Source organism: Mesorhizobium sp. M0410 (genome assembly GCF_040321435.1).
GTDB lineage: Bacteria > Pseudomonadota > Alphaproteobacteria > Rhizobiales > Rhizobiaceae > Mesorhizobium.
On record NZ_JAMYRN010000004.1, the window covers coordinates 85379 to 100694 of the forward strand.

At 60.2% G+C, this 15316-nt stretch carries 13 protein-coding genes, 1 tRNA gene and 2 pseudogenes; 9 read left to right on the forward strand and 7 right to left on the reverse strand.

Translation table 11 applies throughout. The annotated features are described in order from the left end of the window. The first annotated feature begins 130 nt into the window (after nucleotides 1–130). Nucleotides 131–913 carry a hypothetical protein gene (locus tag NKI63_RS06410; RefSeq protein ID WP_352820769.1) on the forward strand — a complete coding sequence of 261 codons (783 nt, stop codon included), beginning with the start codon at nucleotides 131–133 and terminating at the stop codon, nucleotides 911–913. A gap of 201 nt (nucleotides 914–1114) precedes the next feature. Here the strand turns inward: NKI63_RS06410 and NKI63_RS06415 are convergent. Both NKI63_RS06415 and NKI63_RS06420 read right to left on the reverse strand, forming a co-directional pair. Beyond that, a pseudogene (locus NKI63_RS06415) lies at nucleotides 1115–1450 on the reverse strand (N-formylglutamate amidohydrolase); the annotation flags it as partial. Between the two features lie 23 nt (nucleotides 1451–1473). Continuing rightward, nucleotides 1474–1728, reverse strand: a pseudogene (locus NKI63_RS06420) (isochorismatase family protein); the annotation flags it as partial. Nucleotides 1729–1880: 152 nt separating this feature from the next. Here NKI63_RS06420 and NKI63_RS06425 point away from each other — a divergent pair. The 5 genes from NKI63_RS06425 (at nucleotide 1881) to NKI63_RS06445 (ending at nucleotide 6165) form a co-directional block, all read left to right on the forward strand. Next, nucleotides 1881–2603: a LuxR family transcriptional regulator gene (locus NKI63_RS06425; protein WP_352506546.1), complete on the forward strand. Its 723-nt coding sequence runs from the start codon at nucleotides 1881–1883 to the stop codon at nucleotides 2601–2603. Nucleotides 2604–2686: 83 nt separating this feature from the next. Next, on the forward strand, nucleotides 2687–3346 hold the full coding sequence (locus tag NKI63_RS06430; RefSeq protein WP_352689416.1) for an acyl-homoserine-lactone synthase: 660 nt from the start codon (nucleotides 2687–2689) through the stop codon (nucleotides 3344–3346). Nucleotides 3347–3383: 37 nt separating this feature from the next. Next, nucleotides 3384–4418 (forward strand): hypothetical protein, encoded by a 1035-nt coding sequence (locus NKI63_RS06435; RefSeq protein WP_352506544.1) that lies wholly within the window; start codon nucleotides 3384–3386, stop codon nucleotides 4416–4418. Nucleotides 4419–4890: 472 nt separating this feature from the next. Continuing rightward, complete coding sequence (locus NKI63_RS06440; RefSeq protein ID WP_023674442.1) at nucleotides 4891–5322, forward strand: YybH family protein; 432 nt, start codon at nucleotides 4891–4893, stop codon at nucleotides 5320–5322. A 363-nt stretch (nucleotides 5323–5685) separates the two neighbouring features. Continuing rightward, nucleotides 5686–6165, forward strand: a complete 480-nt coding sequence (locus tag NKI63_RS06445; protein ID WP_352506543.1) for a YybH family protein — start codon at nucleotides 5686–5688, stop codon at nucleotides 6163–6165. 301 nt (nucleotides 6166–6466) lie between these two features. Here the strand turns inward: NKI63_RS06445 and NKI63_RS06450 are convergent, their stop codons facing one another. The 4 genes from NKI63_RS06450 to NKI63_RS06465 form a co-directional block, all read right to left on the reverse strand. After that, on the reverse strand, nucleotides 6467–7165 hold the full coding sequence (locus tag NKI63_RS06450) for an NYN domain-containing protein (RefSeq protein ID WP_352506542.1): 699 nt from the start codon (nucleotides 7163–7165) through the stop codon (nucleotides 6467–6469). A gap of 456 nt (nucleotides 7166–7621) precedes the next feature. Further along, a complete protein-coding gene (locus NKI63_RS06455; RefSeq protein ID WP_352820772.1) occupies nucleotides 7622–8059 on the reverse strand; it encodes a hypothetical protein in 438 nt (145 codons plus the stop codon). A 193-nt stretch (nucleotides 8060–8252) separates the two neighbouring features. Then, a tRNA-Gln gene (locus NKI63_RS06460) sits at nucleotides 8253–8326 on the reverse strand. 119 nt (nucleotides 8327–8445) lie between these two features. Continuing rightward, nucleotides 8446–9378, reverse strand: a complete 933-nt coding sequence (locus tag NKI63_RS06465; RefSeq protein WP_352506572.1) for a lysylphosphatidylglycerol synthase domain-containing protein — start codon at nucleotides 9376–9378, stop codon at nucleotides 8446–8448. A gap of 290 nt (nucleotides 9379–9668) precedes the next feature. Here NKI63_RS06465 and NKI63_RS06470 point away from each other — a divergent pair, with 290 nt between their 5' ends. Together NKI63_RS06470 and NKI63_RS06475 are read left to right on the forward strand one after the other, a co-directional pair. After that, complete coding sequence (locus NKI63_RS06470; protein WP_352506540.1) at nucleotides 9669–11099, forward strand: Ppx/GppA phosphatase family protein; 1431 nt, start codon at nucleotides 9669–9671, stop codon at nucleotides 11097–11099. 58 nt (nucleotides 11100–11157) lie between these two features. Beyond that, nucleotides 11158–11868: an RlmE family RNA methyltransferase gene (locus NKI63_RS06475; RefSeq protein ID WP_352506539.1), complete on the forward strand. Its 711-nt coding sequence runs from the start codon at nucleotides 11158–11160 to the stop codon at nucleotides 11866–11868. Between the two features lie 212 nt (nucleotides 11869–12080). Here the strand turns inward: NKI63_RS06475 and NKI63_RS06480 are convergent, their stop codons facing one another. Then, complete coding sequence (locus NKI63_RS06480) at nucleotides 12081–13502, reverse strand: MFS transporter (protein WP_352506538.1); 1422 nt, start codon at nucleotides 13500–13502, stop codon at nucleotides 12081–12083. 294 nt (nucleotides 13503–13796) lie between these two features. Here NKI63_RS06480 and guaB point away from each other — a divergent pair, with 294 nt between their 5' ends. Then, complete coding sequence (guaB, locus tag NKI63_RS06485) at nucleotides 13797–15299, forward strand: IMP dehydrogenase (RefSeq protein ID WP_352820775.1); 1503 nt, start codon at nucleotides 13797–13799, stop codon at nucleotides 15297–15299. The last annotated feature ends 17 nt before the right edge of the window (nucleotides 15300–15316 follow it).

Here is a 15316-nt window from a genome sequence, read left to right on the forward strand (position 1 = left end):
CCTGTGGTTCCCAGCCGACACTGACAATGCAGCACAAGAATTGCAAGTGGGCTGGACGGCGACCGTCAATCTTGGCAGAATTACTGTTAGGGCGCCGTGATACTGTTACGGCGAAACACGGGGGGAAATCATGGCTTCAACGACACTGGAACGGCCTGAGAAATTCGAGATCGGCAGGGTGTTCAATAACAGCTTCGCCGTGATCGGCCGCAACATCGGCTTGTGCGTTGGGCTCGCGCTCCTGTTTTCAGGCTTGCCGGCGATTATTCTTCGGCTGTGGAGCCAACCGCAAATAGATGCGGTTCTGCATGGCGACCCCGGCGCCGCGGCCGATCCCTCAATGGTGTTTCAGAATTCATGGATTACGGTTATTACGGGATTGCTATCGTTCGTTTTCGCGCTGCTGCTCCAGTCGGCGCTGGTGCGGGCGACGATCGAGGACTTGAACGGCAAGCGGCCGACGTTTGGCGACTGCATTCAGATAGCCATCCGCAATTTACTGCCGACCCTTGGTATTGGCCTGCTCGTCGGCCTGGGTGCGGGCCTGGCGTCGATAGCCTTGCTGGTTCCCGGCATCATCTTGTGGCTCGGATGGTGCGTGGCAGTGCCGGTTCTGATTCAGGAGCGGCTTGGCGTGTTCGGTTCGATGTCGCGCAGCCGTGTGCTGACCAAGGGCAACCGCTGGCCGCTATTTGGCCTGTTCTTGATCCTGATGGTCATCGCGATGGTCATCCAGTGGGTAATGCTGGCAGTCATCGTCATGTTTGGCGGGATCATTGCAGATGTGTTGGCAGCCTTGGTGTCGACCGTACTGTCGATGGTGCTGTCGGTGGCCACGGCGGTCAGCTATGTCGAGCTGCGTCAGGTCAAGGAAGGCACCAGCGTCGAAGAACTGTCGCAAATCTTCTCGTAGCGATCGTTCGCTCCGGCTTTTCACCGACGGCTCGGCTCTCGCGTTGCGCTCGAGCAGCCGAGCTTGTTCACAAAGCCTTGTCTGCGCCGGTAACGCTGTGGCCAGCCGCTTCGCCCATTCCTCGATGCCGGAGCGGCCCGCCAGCAGGTCCTGCCTGATCTCGATCAGGACGGCGGGAATGCCGCGATCGTCGCCATGGACCGGTATGGCGTAGTCGCCGTCGCGGCTGATCACGTAGGGGTCGTTTGCCGCGACATTGAGCGCACCGTCGATGTTCAGGCCGGCAAGCACTGCCTGGCCGAACTCGATTGCCTGGTCGTAAAGGACGCCGGCGTGCCAGGGCCTGCCAACACCGAGGAAGACCCGGGTGAAGGAATGAATCGTCGCGATCCGCGTCGCTCTGCCCTGCTTTGCCCGGTTGTCGAGATGGGCGGCCACGCGGTCATGAAACGGCGCGAACATGATTTCGGCACGCCGGCTTCGTTCCTCCGGATCGAGGCCGACATTGCCGGGGATGTCCGTGTCCTCCGATTGCACCGGAATGCTGCCGCTGGAATCAAGCGGCCGTCCTCGGTCAGGCTTTGGATGATGGTGTGGACCACCTCGACGCCGTTGGTCCGCGCCGCCGCCAGCAGGCGCTCCTGGTTGGGGATCGTTTGCGACGCCGTCTGCCGGTAGAAATAGTGGTCGGGACCGCGCTCCGGATGCGCCGGATCGGCCCCGGGTTCCAGCCAGACGCGCTGCATGTCGACCAGCAGCAGCGCGGTTTCGCCGGCCCGGAACGGCTCGTTTCGTTTTGGCAGTGATGGCGTCATGCTTGGGGGTCCTGTGTTGCTGACTACAATCCGGCTGATTTAGCTGATTTTGGTCCACGCGTCCTGCGTGGCGGACACACTTATTGGGAGTATTCGAAGTCGCTAATTTGAGTTAAACTTTGTGTTTGGGCGTGGAGACGGGGGTCTCTGTCATGATCGATTCAGACGTGTTCGACTTTGTCGAACGCTGCAGGAAGCACACAGCTACCGGGCCGCTGCTAGGCGACCTGCTCGAAACCGTGCGAAATCTCGGCTTCGAGCACCTGATCCTGAGCGGTGTGCCGCTCGGGGGCCAGAAGCTTGCACCGATGGTTGAACTGAATGGCTGGCCGGCCGGCTGGTTCGAGCGCTATGTCGAGGCCGAGCATGCGGCGGTTGATGGTGTTTGCATCTACTCGGCAAAGACTTTGAAGCCGTTCCTGTGGTCCGAAGTCCCGGCAAAGTGGTCGGATACGGAGGGCTCGCGACGCGTCGCCGGCGAGGCGACGGAGTTCGGCATCTGTAGCGGCTTCGCCGTACCGATGCTCAGCGTTCACCATTGGCAATCCGTGCTGTCGTTTGCCTCTTCCGCGAAGGCCTGCACCCTGTCGCCGCGCCATCAAGTGCAACTGGTGACGATGGCGGTCTACGCGGGCATGTCGATCCAGGCCTTGGCCAATGACGATGACGACCATGAGGGCGTGCTGACCGACCGCGAAAAAGAAGTGCTCTTGTGGGCCGCGGCCGGCAAGACCTCGTCGGAAACCTCGCAGATCCTTGGCCTGACCGAGCGCACGGTCAAATGGCACTCGACACGGGCTCGCGAGGCTTTTGGCGTCGCAACGACCACGCAGGCGGTCGTCGAAGCGGTGCGCCGGCGCCTGATCCATCCCTAAGCGCGTCAACTGTCCCATCGGACAGGTGACGTATATTAGCGCGACTGCGAGTATCCCTTTGAGAACGATCGGGGGATCGCGCCATGATAACGGCCCACGTAGTCAATGCGCATAACAAGCATCTCTATGAAAACGAATTCGACGAGTTTCTGCGCCGCCGGCACGATTTCTTCGTGCACCAGAAACATTGGCGCCCTCCGAGCCCGGACGGTCGCGAGCTAGACCAATTCGATACCGACGCGGCGACTTACCTGCTGGGTATCGAAGATGGTCGCGTGGTGACTTCGGCTCGATTGATCCCAACGAGCGAGCCGCATATGGTCTCGGAGGTTTTTTCTCACATGTGCGAAAAATCGGGCGTCCCGAGGCGTCCCGATTGGGCCGAATGGACGCGCACATTCGTCGTTCCCGACAAGCGCATCGCAGGGCTGCGCGGCACGCTCACACAACTGTGCTGCGCGGTGATGGAATACGCTCTCGACGAGGGCCTCGGCGCCGTCGGCGGCATCCAGGAAACCTACTTCATGCCACACCATGGCGCGCTCAAATGGCGGGCCGAGCCGTTGGGCATGGCCAGGGAAGAAAACGGCGAGTGGTACATCGTCGCGTATATCGATGTGAACGAGGCGGCACTCGCGAGTGTGCGGAAGATCTTGGGGATTGGGCGTTCGTTGCTGGTTCGGCGTGGGAGGCAGGTGCCGTTTATCGATCACAAAAGAAGCCTGTGGCAGGCAGCTTCATGAGCAGGGTATTCTTGAGTTCCTCAAAAGGAGCATCAGCATGTTAAATCGCGCAACGTTTCTGAGTAGTGTTTTCCTTATGGTTACGCCTTATGCTCACGCGCAAAACCCGTCATATTGCAGCGTGGCCTTGACAGAAAAAGCCTACGATAAAATTTCGTCAAACATAAATTCCACGCTTGCGTTTTCTACAAGAGATGATTTGTGTAGCAGAGAATACAGCAATGTGGGAGAGGCGCAGTCTACAGCAAGAAATAGTGGTTTTAGCTTGGGATACAAGCTACTTTCAATTGATGCCTCGGACGCAAAACAGTCGTCAACTGGTCGTTGGAACATATCAGAGACTACGTTCTGCAAGTCTACAGCATCTGATCTAAAATCGGCATTTTCTGGGGACTATGAGTCAGTTGTAGCGAGCATTGCTGTTAAGTCTTGGCTCGAATGCGTGCGCCAGTCTTCTGAAAATGCGTTATATATTGAATACACTGTATCTAAGGATGGACAAGATTTTGCAGGAACGCTACGTGTGACAGCAAATACGGGTTCTTTGAATAGGCAAATTACCGGTATTTCGGTTGTCGGAAGAGCAAAAAATTCAGTTAAATGCAATATTGGTGGAATAGTTTATGAGCCTGGTGACCCTCCGTCGAACCCCATAAATGTTGAAACTGCCGGGACCGCTATAGCTTGCGAGAAAGCGGGCGACGAAGGTGTACGAATAGCGTTACAGACCTCTGGTGGCTCAACTCCCTTCATCACACTGCCAAGCGTCAGCGATCTGAAATTTAGTGAGTCGGAAAAACTGATGCAGGAAACGGTGAGAATCGGTGAAGCAGTAGTTAGAACTGAAATCCGAATTCAGTCACTAGAAGGATTTACAACAAGCTTGTCAAAGATACAGTTGTATAAGTGCCCGAAGGCGACAAATCATTATGCGCCTGGTGGTTGGGCGACATTTGGGTGTGTTGGTCAAATTAGTTCAGAGAATATTTGTACAAGCTACACTTATGTCAGCGGTAGAGGTCATGTTGCAGATGAAAAACCATGTGCTCCAATAACGTTGATGTCTCAGTAAAAATTTAGTGAGCGGTGCTATTGCAGTAAGCCTAGCCAAGCACTGCCTTTTTCGGATGGCTCTGAACCCTCCGTTGCAATCCCCTTCATCCGCATTCCGGTGACAGTGCACTATTTTCTTTCCGCTGCCTGCCTCGTTTTCCCGGTTTCACGGCTTTGCCGATTTGCCCGGCGATGCTCGGCCCACGGGTGCATCGAAAACCGCGACATCGGCGACGCGGCAATACTCGATGAGCAGTTCTTGTGGAACACATAGTCTTCGGACGTGAAAACACTTTGGCTCGCCCGGACGGTGCTGGGGGATGCGGCGGACCGGGAACGCGGGCAAGGTGCACCATGCGGCGGAGGCGACATGGTAAAAAGTGCACTCACCGTAATTCTGATCTATACTCCGGACACCAGCCCGAACGCCTACGGCAAGGCGGATGAAGCGCTTGATAGAGTTCTCTTTTTAGTCATGTGGCGATGTTAAGATGTTAGCCTCCGACCTGACGAAATTCATCGAGCAGGATCATCTGGCTCTGGATGCCTTCGTAAAGGGCGATCCTGAGCCCTTGAAAAACCTCTACTCGCGACAGGACGACGTCATTATTGCCAATCCCTTTGGCCCGCCGGCGAAGGGATGGAGAAAGGCCGCTGAGACCATGGAACGGGCCGCCACCAATTACCGGCACGGCAAGGCCATCGGATTTGAGCGCATCTCGGAGTATGCGACAGCCGACTTAGGATACATCATCGAGGTCGAGCGGTTCCAATCCAAGGTCGGTGGTGGCAACAAACTGGTGCCGATTGCGCTTCGAGTCACCACCATATTCCGGCGCGAGGAAGGCGCGTGGAGGATCGTCCTTCGTCATGCCGATCCGATAACCTCGGCACGCCCGCCGACGTCCATTGTCGGGGAGTAGAAGGGTTGCCGGAGAGGTTTTAGGAATTACGGTGACAGTCCGCTATTTTCTTTTCGCCGCGCGCCTCGTTCCGGGTTCTCACGGCTTTGCCGATTTGCCCGGCGATGCTCTCGGCCCACGGGTGCATCGAAAACCGCGACATCGGCGACGCGGCAATATTCGATGAGCAGTTCTTGTGGAACACATAGTCTTCGGACGTGAAAACACTTTGGTTCGCCGGTACGGTGCTGGGGGTGCGGCAGACCGGAAACGCCGGCAAGGTGCACCATGCGGCGGCGGCGGCATGGTAAAAAGTGCACTCACCGTAATTCTGATCTATACTCCGGATACCAGCGCGAACGCCTACGGCAAGGCGAAGGGCGGATGAAGCGCGTGATAGAGTTCTCTTTTCAGTCATGTGGCGATGTTAAGATGTTAGCCTCCGACCTGACGAAATTTATCGAGCAGGATCATCTGGCTCTGGATGCCTTCGTAAAGGGCGATCCTGAGCCCTTGAAAAATCTCTACTCGCGACAGGACGACGTCACTATTGCCAATCCCTTTGGCCCGCCGGCGAAGGGATGGAGAAAGGCCGCTGAGACCATGGAACGGGCCGCCACCAATTACCGGCACGGCAAGGCCATCGGCTTTGAGCGCATCTCGGAGTATGCGACTGCCGACTTGGGATACATCATCGAGGTCGAGCGGTTCCAATCCAAGGTCGGTGGTGGCAACAAACTGGTGCCGATTGCGCTTCGAGTCACCACCATATTCCGGCGCGAGGAAGGCGCGTGGAGGATCGTCCTTCGTCATGCCGATCCGATAACCTCGGCACGCCCGCCGACGTCCATTGTCGGGGAGTAGAAGGGTTGGCGGAGAGGTTTTAGGAATTACGGTGGCGGTGCACTAATTTCTTTTCGCCGCGTGCCTCGTTTTCCGGTCTCTCACGGCTTTGCCGATTTGCTCGGCGATGCTCTCGGCCCACGGGTGCATCGAAAACCGCGACATCGGCGACGCGGCAATGCTCGATGAGCAGTTCTTGTGGAACACCTCGGACGTGAAAACACTTTGGCTCGCCCGTACGGTGCCGGGGGATGCGACAGACCGGGAACGCGGGCAAGGTGCACCAGCAACTTTTGGCTGTGGTAGGTAAGGAGACAGGCGGCTAGACTTCGATCCAGTCCTCACCTGTGGCCGCAATACCCCAAGGATATATCAAATCGAACGCGGTTAGCGCTCTCGCCAAGCTGGCGCCAGGTGCCAAAAAATCCACGTAGGACCAACCTATTCCGGGACCGCTGCGCCAAACTCTCAGAGTGCCACCTTGCCAACGACCGGCGTACGCATGTTCACCCACGGTCACAATGTTATCCAATGCATCGTTCGCAGGCACCATCGAACCACCGCCAGATGCCCCAAATCGGAATGCCGACTGCTGACCATCAACGGTCATGCAATCGTGGCTAGCCTTGAAATCGAATAGGCGCGTGCTATCTGCCGCGCCCTTCAATTCAGCGTTCGCCTGCGGGGGATGCCAGAGAGTTACATGTAATCCCTCGCTGACCAGGGACTTGATGAGAGGAACAAAATCGGAATCGGCCGCAAACAGTGTTGCCTTCGATATGTTGCCTCGGAAAGCGTGGGTCATCATATCAACTGCTAGTCTAACATCGACGCCTTTTTGTCGCTTATCAGCCCCTACGATTTGCCCAAGTGCAAGGTGGACACGATCCAGCGCCTGAATTTTCGCAAGGCGATCGTAGTCTGGCTGCACACGAGCTTCATACGCGCCCTGGGCTTCTCCATGCGCCTTGCCCGGAACAGCATCGTAAAAGAAGATCTTGTCGTATGCCCCACTTGCCATCGCTGGGACATACGGTTGATAGGCGATCGCATCCCCAAATAAATCCTGACAAATCTTCCTGACGCTTGCTCGCAGGCAACCACCGTCGACAAAAAGGTATTCTCGCTCCTTGGTGCATGGCCCCCTCCAAAGATCATCGCACCTTCATCCCCTATGAGTTGCCAAATTCGACCTATCGCGCACGTGGTAGGAGTGCCGCCTTCTGTCCGCAATAGGTCGTGGGCTGAAATTCAAACTGAGGCACCCCGATCCGGTAGTGTCTCAGTTGGATTTTTGAGAAGGCGGGCTAAACCACAAGCGCAAACATGTGAATGCGCAGGCCCCCGCAATCGCGCCAGCGTTACTGCCCGCATGCTCCTTGGTGAGCGCGAATCCGATGAGCGAACCAATGATCGATAGTGAAACGATGCCCATGACCCAGATTATCAAAACACGCATCTCGCCCTCTTCCCTTGTCTATTTGGCTGTCATCAACCGACAAGCAAGCTCGCGCTCATGCCACCGCGTGGCGAACGTGTCCGACACTTCGAACCAACTTCCATCGTTGCCCGCGCCATGGTTGACCCCCATGCATGAGCATTCGCACTCATGGCCGGTAGCATTCATGCAGGCCGGCGCGCATTTTTCTTGTTCGCGGTAGGGCTGGATCGCGTAGAGGCTTTTGTAGCGCACGAGTGCTTGATTAACGAAGTTGTTGAACCATGACTTTGGCAATTCCCAATACGATCCGCCGTGCATCCACACGGCGTAAGACTTCCCAAGGCTGTTGATCCACTTCCGGTTGTCACCGGCCTTTGGCAACCTTACCCTCAGTTTTTCGTGCCAGCCATCCCTACGCAAGATGACTGGAATTGCCTGCTGGTTCCAAATTTCATCTAGTCTTCCGGCATTCATTGTAGTCGCCTCCCTGCCTTCGCTAATTTGGTTTAAGCAGCGCTAAGGTGCAATGCAGGCGTGCATCAAAACCATGCATCCAGCATCGCGCGAGGGAAGAGTAGCTAATGATCCGGTTATGCGCCGGAAAACTGGTCCGGTTGCGATTTCCGAACTTCTGCTAAGCAGCTATTTTTATTTAATAAAAGAAGACTGGCTGGGGAACCTGGATTCGAACCAGGACTAACGGAGTCAGAGTCCGTGGGTCTACCGTTAACCTATTCCCCAGCAGGCGCGGCTGTTGAAAACCGCGCGGCAGGGCGACGATGTCGCCGCGCGGCCCTTGTAGCCGCCGCCGGAAAAGAGTCAACCCTGTGTCTGGGTTCAATCGTCGTCTTCCCGCGCCTTCAATTCTCGCTGCGGCTGTATTGCGAGTGCTCGAAATACAGCACCACGCCGAGCGCGATCAGCAGCGGGATGATCAGGTAGAACAGCCGGAACACCAGGAGCGCCGCCAGTACGCCGACCTGGTCCATATGTGACAAGCCCGCAAGGAACACCACCTCGAACACGCCGAGCCCGCCCGGCGCATGCGAGATCTGCGCGATCGAGAACGACACCAGGAAGACGCCGAGCACGACGAAATAGCCGGGATTGCCGGTGGCGGGCAGGGCGAAGAAGATGATCGCCGCCGCCGCCAGCAGCTCGATCGGGCCGACCAGCAATTGCCGCGCCACAATCGGCAGCGCCGGGTAGTGCAACTGGAAGCTGCCGATCCTGAGTGGTCTCAGATGCAGCCAGCTGCCGAAGACATAGGCCGCCACCACCAGCAGCATGGCAAGGCCGGCCGCCTGCGCCAGCCGGTGATGCGGCGTGCCGGAAAACCGGTCGATCACCTCAGGCTCGAGCAGCAGGACGATGCTTGAGACGAACAGTGTCGACAGCACGAAGGTGATCCAGCAGATCGCCACCAGAACGCCGACATCCTGGCCGGTCAGGCCCTTGGTGCCGTAGGCGCGGTAACGGATCACCGCGCCGGAAAACACCGATCCGCCGATATTGTGCGACAGCGCGTAGGTGGTGAACGAGCAGAAGGTGACGAAGAGCCACGACACTTTTTTGCCGATGTGCAGAAGCGCGATGTGGTCGTAGCCGGCGAGCGAGGCATAGGCGACGACCGAGCTCAGCGCCGCGAGCACCCAGCCGCGCGCCGGGATGGCGACGATGCCGTCCCAGACATCGTCGAGCGAGATGCCGCGCAATTCGTGCAGCAACAGCCACAGCGAGAACACCACCGCGGCGATCCCGATGACGGGCCAGAAATAGCGGCTCCAGTTCATTACCTGACGATCATGCGTTGCAGCCCGTACCCGTTTTCCGGTTCGCAGCAGGAAAACCGCCGGCGGTCCCGAATGGTTCATTTCAGAAATGCCTCATTGAAGCCGGCTATTCAACCGGGAACGCTCGTCATCATCGGGCCGAGGGCAGGGCGAGACAACGCCGTCGGCAAAATTCGGCCCTTGCACTCTTGGTGATCCGGCCCGGCGCTGATAGTCTGGCCGCAACTTGAACATGTAAAAGCGCCTGCTGCGTCCGGTCTCCGGTTCGCGCGGCGCCGGAAGGAACGACAGTGGAAGACCACGAAGCCGGCGCTGGTGCGCCGGAAGTGGGCGTGTCCAGGGGTTCGCCGCCGCCATCCGGCCAGGCAAACCCAGCCGCCGGACGCTACGGCCGTCAGATGCAGCCCCGGTCCGGCAATGGACAGGCTGGCGACACGTCCCACGATCACAAGGGTCAGAACGGCCCGCATCAGAACGGCAAACCCAAGAAGCGGCGCAAGCGGCGGCGCGGGCGCAAGGTTTTCGCACGCGACGAGGCTCGTCCGGTGATAACAGGCACTTCGGTGCCCGCCGCCGGCGGGGCCCCGGCCGCTCGCCAGCCCCAGCCAGCGGCTTCGATCGCGCCCCAGTCCTCGATCGCGCAATCGGCTTCAATCGCGCAATTGCCTCCAGCCTTGCCAAGGCCGGGGCAAGGTGCCCGCACGCCGCCACCGCTGCAGGAATTGCCGGTGTTTGCCGCGCTCGACCTCGGCACCAACAATTGCCGCCTGCTGGTCGCGGTGCCGACGCGTCATGGCCAGTTCCGCGTCATCGACGCTTTCTCGCGCATCGTCAGGCTGGGTGAGGGGCTCACCGCCAATGGCCGGCTCGGCGAGGCTGCAATGGATCGCGCGGTCGAAGCGCTGAAGATCTGCGGCGACAAATTGCGCAATCGCAAGGTCAGGAAGGCCAGGCTGATCGCTACCGAGGCCTGCCGCACCGCCGCCAACGGCGTCGAGTTCCTCGAACGCGTCGAGCGCGAGGCCGGCCTGAAGCTCGAGATCATCGACCGCCAGACCGAGGCGCGGCTGGCGGTGTCGGGCTGCGGCTCGCTGGTCGAGCGCGACACGCAAGGCGTCGTGCTGTTCGACATCGGCGGCGGCTCGTCCGAAATCGCGCTGATCGACCTTACCGGCCAGCGCTCGCCAAGGCTCGCCAACCATATCGTCTCGTGGACGTCGCTGCCGGTCGGCGTCGTCTCGCTGGCCGAGCGTTTTGGCGGCCGCACGGTGACGCGCGAGATCTTTGGCGCCATGGTCGACGATGTCGCAATGCGGCTGCGCGCCTTCGACGGGCGCGACCGGCTGAGCCACCTCCTGTCCAGCCCGAAATTCCATCTGCTCGGCACCTCGGGCACAGTGACGACGCTGGCCGGCGTCCACCTCGATCTCGAACGTTACGACCGCCGCCGCGTCGACGGGTTGTGGATGGATCGCGACAGCGTCGACCGCATGGTCGAAAAGCTGGTCGGCTGGGATTTCCAGCAGCGCGTCGCCAACCCTTGCATCGGCGCCGACCGCGCCGACCTGGTTCTGGCCGGCTGCGCCATATTGGAGGCGATCCGCGCCGTCTGGCCGTCCGAACGGCTGCGTGTCGCCGACCGCGGCCTGCGCGAGGGCATACTGAGCGAGTTGATGGCCGATGACGGCGTCTGGCGCAACAGCGGGCGAGGCAGAGCATGATCCCGAAAAGTGGCTGCCGGTTTTCGGACAAGATCATGCTCAAACAAGTAATCAAGCAATGACCAAAAAACCGGAAAGACCGAGCTCCGCCGGCATTCGCGTGCTGAAGACGAAGATCAAGAAGAAAAGCGGCTTGAAGGAATCGTCGCGCCGTTGGTTGCAGCGCCACATCAACGATCCCTATGTCCAGCGCTCGAAGGCCGACGGCTATCGCTCGCGCGCCGCCTACAAGCTGATCGAGATCGACGACAAGCACCATTTGCTCAAGCCCGGCATGAAGGTGATCGACCTTGGTGCGGCACCCGGCGGCTGGTGCCAGGTCGCCGCCGCACGTACCAAATCTACCGCGGAACACCCGAACGTCGTCGGCATCGATTACCTGGAGATGGACGCGGTGCCGGGCGCGCCGGTGCTGCTGATGGATTTCCTCGATCCGCAGGCGCCGGAGAAGCTGGCCCAGACGTTGGGCGGCCAGCCCGACATCGTGCTCTCCGACATGGCCGCACCGACCACCGGCCACAAACGGACCGACCACATCCGCACCATGCATCTTTGCGAGGTGGCGGCCGATTTCGCGCTGTCGGTATTGAAGCCTGGCGGACATTTCCTCGCCAAGACGTTTCAGGGCGGCGCCGAGAACGAATTGCTGGCGAGACTCAAGCGGAATTTCCGCTCGGTCCATCACGTCAAGCCGCCGGCCTCACGCGACGAATCGGTGGAGCTGTATTTGCTGGCGAAGGATTTTAAGGGCGGAAACGGCACAGCGTAAAAGTCGCTCTGTAGCGATCCTTCGCACCCCCCTCTGTCCTGCCGGACATCTCCCCCTCAAGGGGGGAGATCGGATGTCATCGCGGCCTTCGCAAACCTTCGACCGTGAAGAGTGAGTGCAGTGCCGAAGCTGCCAATCTCCCTCCTTGAGGGGGAGATGGCCGGCAGGCCAGAGGGGGGTGCCGTCCCGCCGGCGGTGGAGGGCGCCACTCCTCAACTCCCCGGCGGGCTCACCGGCTCCAGCGTCTTCGGCGGCGTCAACCGGCCATGTCCAGACACGGCATTGCCGGCGTCCGGCGCCAGCCGCATGAACGACAGCGAGGCTGCCGCCGACACCGCCGCTACGATGAAGAAGGCGGTGTGGAAGTCGCTCAGCGTCAGCGGGCCGCCATGGATATTGGTCGACACTTCCAGGATGCCGCCGGCCAGCGCCACGCCGAGTGCGATCGCCAACTGCTGGAACACCGCCGTGATCGGGGTGGCCTTGCTGGTGTCGGCGGCCGAAATCTCGGCGTAGGCAAGCGCATTGATGCCGGTGAAGAACATCGACCGGATGAAGCCCCCGGCGAGCAGCATGGCGAGGATCAGCCCATAGGGCGTGTCGGGTGTGAACAGGCCGTTGATGGCGATGGACGCGGCTGCGATGAGCGAGCCTGAAATCAGCACCCGGCGGAAGCCGGCGACCCTGAAGATCAGGGCAGTGACGAATTTCATGCCTATCGCGCCGATCGCCGAGACGAAGGTGATCATGCCGGACTGGAACGGCGTCAGCCCGAAACCGATCTGGAACATCAGCGGCAACAGGAAAGGTACGGCACCAATGCCGATGCGGAACAGTCCGCCGCCGAGCACCGACGAGCGGAACACCCGATTGCGAAACAGCTCGAGCGCCAGCAGCGGATTCTTGGCGCGGCGCGCGTGCAGCAGGTAAAGCACCGCCGATGTCAGCCCGACGGCAACGGTGATAAAGCCGGCAACGGGCGGCAGAGCCGGCAGGCTGACCACCGACAGGCCGAACACAATGCCCGATGCCGCCAGCCCGCTCAGCACGAAACCGATGAGATCGAGCGGCGGCGTCTGCGCGGCGTCGGTCTTCGGCAGGAAACGCGTGGCCAACCAGATGCCGATCAGCCCGATCGGCACATTGATCAGAAAAATCCAGTGCCAGGAGAAATAGGTCGTGATGAAGCCGCCGACCGGCGGGCCGACCAGCGGGCCGACCAGAGCCGGGACAGTCAGCCACGACATGGCGGCGACGAGCTCGCTTTTCGGCGTCGCGCGTACCAGCACCAGGCGTCCGACCGGCGTCATCATGGCGCCGCCAATGCCTTGCAGGAAACGTGACACCACGAAAGCCGGCAGCGAATTGGAAATGGCGCACGCGACCGAACCGACGATGAACACGGCGATCGCGGCACGGAAGACATTCTTGGCGCCGAAGCGGTCGGCCATCCAGCCGCTGATCGGAATGAAAATCGCCAGCGATACAAGATAGGCGGTCAGCGCCAGCTTGAGTGCGATCGGGCTGGTGTGGATGTCGATGGCGATCGCCGGCAACGATGTCGCAATGACGGTCGAATCCATGTTTTCCATGAATAGAGCGACCGCCAGGATAAGCGGAATGGTGCGGTTCACGATGGATCCGGCCTTGAAATGTGCGTCGCGATTGCTTGCTGGCCCTGGGGGCCAAACCGACAGGTAGGGCGGTTATCATGGCTTGGCCCGGATGTCGCATTAATTTGCTGTCACGTTTGTGCGACCGCAAGTCCCGCAGCCCCTGAGGCAAAATGCAGCTTCGCCACTACACAACCATCGGCTTTTCAACGGCCACGGGACGTGTTACGAGCCAGCGCCAATCCTGAAAGGGAAGAAGACGAGTCGGCGCTGTCCATCAGGGCGAGCGCCTTTCCTGCATTCCGAGGGCTGGCCATGGCAAAAATCATCGAGACGTCCACCGGCGCATTGGCGCTGACCTTTGACGACGTGCTGCTGCAGCCGGGTCATTCCGAGATCATGCCCGGCGAGACCGACATCCGCACCCGCATCGCCAGCGACATCGACCTCAACGTGCCGATCCTGTCGGCCGCCATGGACACGGTCACCGAGGCGCGACTCGCCATCGCCATGGCCCAGGCCGGCGGCATAGGCGTCATCCACCGCAATTTCTCGCCGGCCGAACAGGCCGAGCAGGTGCGGCAGGTGAAGAAATTCGAATCCGGCATGGTGGTCAACCCTGTCACCATCGGTCCCGAGGCGACGCTTGCCGATGCGCTGGGTCTGATGCGCACCTACAGCATTTCGGGCATTCCGGTGGTCGAGAACGGCGGCACCGGCGGCCACACGGTCGACCGGCTCGTCGGCATCCTGACCAACCGCGACGTCCGCTTCGCGTCCGATCCGGCGCAAAAGGTCTATGAGCTGATGACCCGCGAGAACCTGATCACGGTCAAGGAGAACGTCGATCAGGACGAGGCCAAGCGGCTGCTCCATCAGCACCGCATCGAGAAGCTGGTTGTGGTCGATCGGGACGGCAATTGCGTCGGGCTGATCACGGTCAAGGACATCGAGAAGTCGCAGCTCAACCCGCACGCCACCAAGGATGCGCAGGGGCGCTTGCGCGCCGCCGCCGCCACCAGTGTCGGCGATGACGGTTTCGAGCGGGCCGAGCGCCTCATCGACGCCGGCGTCGACCTTCTGGTGATCGACACCGCGCACGGTCATTCGCAGCGCGTTCTGGATGCCGTGACGCGGGCCAAGAAGCTGTCCAACTCGGTTCGCATCCTGGCCGGCAACGTCGCCACCGCGGAAGGCACCTTGGCGCTGATCGATGCCGGCGCCGACGCGGTCAAGGTCGGCATCGGACCAGGCTCCATCTGCACCACCCGCATCGTCGCCGGCGTCGGCGTGCCGCAGCTCTCGGCAATCATGTCGGCAGTCGAGACGGCGCAGAAATCGGGCGTTTCGGTCATTGCCGATGGCGGCATCAAATATTCGGGCGATCTCGCCAAGGCGCTGGCCGCCGGGGCCAGCGCGGCGATGATTGGCTCGCTGCTGGCCGGCACCGACGAGAGCCCCGGCGAGGTCTATCTGCATCAGGGCCGCTCCTTCAAAGCCTATCGCGGCATGGGTTCGGTCGGCGCGATGGCGCGCGGCTCCGCCGATCGGTATTTCCAGGCCGAGGTGCGCGACACGCTGAAACTGGTCCCCGAAGGCATCGAAGGGCAGGTGCCGTACAAAGGACCTGTGTCTGGCGTGCTGCACCAGCTTGCAGGCGGCCTGAAAGCCGCTATGGGTTATGTCGGTGGCCGCGACCTTGCCGATTTCCGCGAGCGCGCCACTTTTGTGCGGATATCCAATGCCGGACTTCGTGAAAGCCACGCCCATGACGTCACGATTACCCGCGAAAGCCCGAATTATCCTGGCGGAGCCTGATCGCCATGCGTCTTGGC